2 protein-coding genes are annotated in these 3,461 nt (G+C 76.2%); both read left to right on the top strand.

Annotation, left to right across the window (positions count from 1 at the left end; all coding sequences use genetic code 11):
* Positions 1-2,938, top strand: a 2,938-nt coding sequence (locus EF903_RS30365; protein WP_125548199.1) for an AfsR/SARP family transcriptional regulator, incomplete at its 5' end; no start/stop codon positions are given.
* A gap of 184 nt (positions 2,939-3,122) precedes the next feature.
* Positions 3,123-3,350 carry a hypothetical protein gene (locus tag EF903_RS30360; protein WP_125548198.1) on the top strand — a complete coding sequence of 76 codons (228 nt, stop codon included), beginning with the start codon at positions 3,123-3,125 and terminating at the stop codon, positions 3,348-3,350.
* Positions 3,351-3,461: the final 111 nt, after the last annotated feature.

The raw sequence follows: 3,461 nt of genomic DNA, 5'->3' as shown, positions 1-3,461 counted from the left end.
GGCCGAGGACGGCGAAGCGGGAGCCGGCGCCGGCGCCGGCTCCCGCTTCGCCGTCCTCGGCCCGATCCGCGCCTGGCGCGGCGGCGAGCCCCTCCCCTCCGGCACCCCGCAGCAGCGCGCCCTCCTCGCGGTCCTCCTGCTCCGCGACGGCCGCACCGCCACCGCCCGCGAGCTGATCGACGCCATCTGGGGCGACGACCCGCCCCAGCAGGCCCTCGCCACCATCCGCACGTACGCCTCCCGCCTGCGCAAGATCCTCGAACCGGGCACCCTCGTCACCGAGTCCGGCGGCTACGCCGTCCACACCCCGCCCGGCACCCTCGACCTCGCCGTCGCCCGCGGCCTCGCCGCCGACGCCGAGCGGGCCCGCGCCGCCGGCGAACGCGACCGCGCCCGCACCCTGCTCTCCCGCGCCCTCGACCTGTGGGACGGCGAGCCCCTCGCCGGCGTCCCCGGCCCGCACGCCGAGACCGAGCGCACCCGCATCGCGGAATGGCAGCTCCAACTGCTGGAGGCCCGCCTCGACCTCGACCTGGAGGTCGGCCACCACGCCGAGGCCGTCTCCGAGCTGACCGCCCTCACCGCCGCCCACCCCCTGCGCGAGCGCCTGCGCGAGCTGCTGATGCTCGCCCTCTACCGCAGCGGCCGCCAGGCCGAGGCCCTCGCCGTCTACGCCGACACCCGCCGGCTCCTCGCCGACGAACTCGGCGTCGACCCCCGCCCCGAACTGTCCGCCCTCCAGCAGCGCATCCTGCGCGCCGACGCCGAACTCGCCCGCGCCGAGGCCCCGCCGGCCGCCGCGGCCCCCGTCCACGTACGGCCGGCTCAGCTGCCCGCCACCGTCCCCGACTTCACCGGGCGCACCACCTTCGTCTCCGAACTCCGCGAGATCCTCTCCGCCGCCGACGGGCAGGTCATGGCCGTCTCCGCGCTCGCCGGGATCGGCGGCGTCGGCAAGACCACCCTCGCCGTGCACGTCGCGCACGCCGCCCGCCCGAACTTCCCCGACGGGCAGCTGTACGTCGACCTCCAGGGCACCGAGCCCCGCCCGGCCGAGCCCGTCGCCGTCCTCGGCTCCTTCCTGCGGGCGCTGGGCACCCCCGACACCGCGATCCCGGACACCGCGGACGAGCGGGCCGCGCTCTACCGCTCCGCCCTCGACGGCCGCCGCGTCCTCGTCCTCCTCGACAACGCCCGCGACGCCGCGCAGGTCCGGCCGCTGCTGCCGGGCACCGCCGGCTGCGCCGCCCTCGTCACCAGCCGGGTCCGCATGGCGGGCCTCGCCGGGGCCCATCTCGTCGACCTGGACGTGATGAGCCCCGAGGAGGCCCTCCAGCTCTTCACCCGGATCGTCGGCGCGGAGCGGGTCGGCGCCGAACGGCAGGCCGCTCTCGACGTCGTCGGCGCCTGCGGCTTCCTGCCGCTCGCGATCCGGATCGCCGCCTCCCGCCTCGCCGCGCGCCGCACCTGGACGGTGTCCGTGCTCGCCGCGAAGCTCGCCGACGAGCGCCGCCGCCTCGACGAACTCCAGGCCGGCGACCTCGCCGTCAAGGCCACGTTCGAGCTCGGCTACGGCCAGCTGGAGCCCGCCCAGCAGCGCGCCTTCCGCCTCCTCGGCCTCGCCGACGGCCCCGACATCTCCCTCGCCGCGGCCGCCGCCGCCCTCGACCTGCCCGAGCACGACACCGAGGACCTGCTGGAGGCTTTAGTCGACTGCTCCCTTCTGGAGTCGGCGGCGCCCGGCCGCTACCGCTTCCACGACCTCGTACGCCTCTACGCGCGCGCCTGCGCCGAGCGCGACGAGCAGGACGCCGCCGAGCGGGACGCCGCCCTGGACCGGCTGCTGGACTTCTACCTGGCGACCGCCTCCGCCGTGTACGCCGTCGAACGGCCGGGCGACCGGCTGCCCGCCCACCTCGCCGCCACCACCCACCCCGGCCTCGCCTTCACCGAGGCGCGCGCCGCCCTGGACTGGCTGTACGCCGAAGCCGACCCGCTGCTGGCCTGCGTACGCCAGTCCTCCCTGCGGACCACCGGGCGCGCCGACGTCCTGCGCCGGGCCGTCGACCTGCTGTGGGCGGCCAAGGACCTCACCGAGTCCGGCGCCAACTCCAAGCAGTACGAGTCCGCGGCCGTCGCCCTGCGCGACGCGGCGCACGCCGCGAAGGACCCGCACGCCGAGGGCCGGGCCCGCACCGCGCTGACCAACGTCCACCTGGTCGCCGGCCGGTTCGCGGAGGCCGACGGCGAGGCCCGGCAGGCGATGGTCCTGGCCCGCGAGGCCGGCGACCCGCTGCCCAGCTGCTGGGCCCCCAACGACCGCGGCATCATCGCCCTCTACCAGGGCCGCCACGCCGACGGCGAGCGGTACCTGCTGGAGGCCATCGACAACTTCCGGGCCGACGCCAACCACATCGGCGAGGCCAGCGCCCTGTGCAACCTCTCCCGCATCCACGTCGAGCTGGGCCGCCTCGCCAGCGCCATCGACCTCGCCGAGCAGGGCATCGCCATATACGACCGGATGGGCCTGACCCTGCGCCTGGCCAACGGCCGGTACGCCCTCGGCATCGCCCTCACCCAGGCCGGCCGGCTCTCGGAGGCGCTGACGCAGCTCACCGAGGCGCTCGCCCTCTTCCACGACAACCGGCAGCCGCTGTGGGAGGGCGTGACGCACTTCCGTCTCGCGGAGGCGCACCTGGCGGCGCGCCGGCCGACGCTGGCCGCCGCCCACGCCGAGCAGGCCATCGCGCTGCGCGGGATCGGCGGCGAGTGGCGGCGGGCGACGGTCCTGACGGTGCTGGGCAAGGCCCTGCACGGGCTCGGCCAGCGGGACCGGGCCCGGGCCTGCTGGCGGGACGCCGAGGCCGTGTTCGCGGGGCTCGGGTCGCCGGAACTGGCCGAGGTGCGGGCCCTGCTGGCGTCGGAGATCGCTGCCTGACCCCACGGCCGGGGCCGGGGCCCGGGGCGCCGTCCGGAAGGCATTCATCGTTCGTTTATCGCCGTCCGACACGATGGATGCATCGACTCACCGCGTCGGGGGGCGCGGGAGTCCTGCTGGACCGCCCGTTCGGCGGTCCGCGGGGGAATCGCCGAACGGGCCCAGCAATCCATCAGGAGATCCGATGACGACGAACGAGAACGTCCTGCCGACCCAGAGCGACATCATCCCGCTCGACAACCACGCGTCGGGCATCGGGGTCAAGCCCGTCGAGGGGACGGCCGCGGCGGACACCGACATCACGCCGATGGACAACCACGCTTCCGGCATCGCCATCAAGCCGGTCGACAAGCCGGCTGCGGACGAGGACATCGTGACGCTGGACAACCACGCGTCCGGTCCCCGCCCGTAAGCCGCACGGCGTCCCACGGGGGATACGGGGGGCGCACGGGCCGCGGGAGCCGACGGGGGACGTCGGGCTCCCCGGCCCAGGGGGGGACGGGGGAACACGGGGGAGCAAGGC

The sequence above is a fragment of the Streptomyces sp. WAC05292 genome (genome assembly GCF_003949955.1).
GTDB lineage: Bacteria > Actinomycetota > Actinomycetes > Streptomycetales > Streptomycetaceae > Streptomyces > Streptomyces globosus.
Note: the sequence above shows the minus strand (reverse complement) of the source record. Positions and strands in the feature narration are given on the sequence as shown.

What these genes read in the sequence shown, in the direction of transcription:
- EF903_RS30360 (WP_125548198.1), top strand. Translation starts at nt 3,123, where the DNA reads ATGACGACGAACGAGAACGTCCTGCCGACCCAGAGCGACATCATCCCG.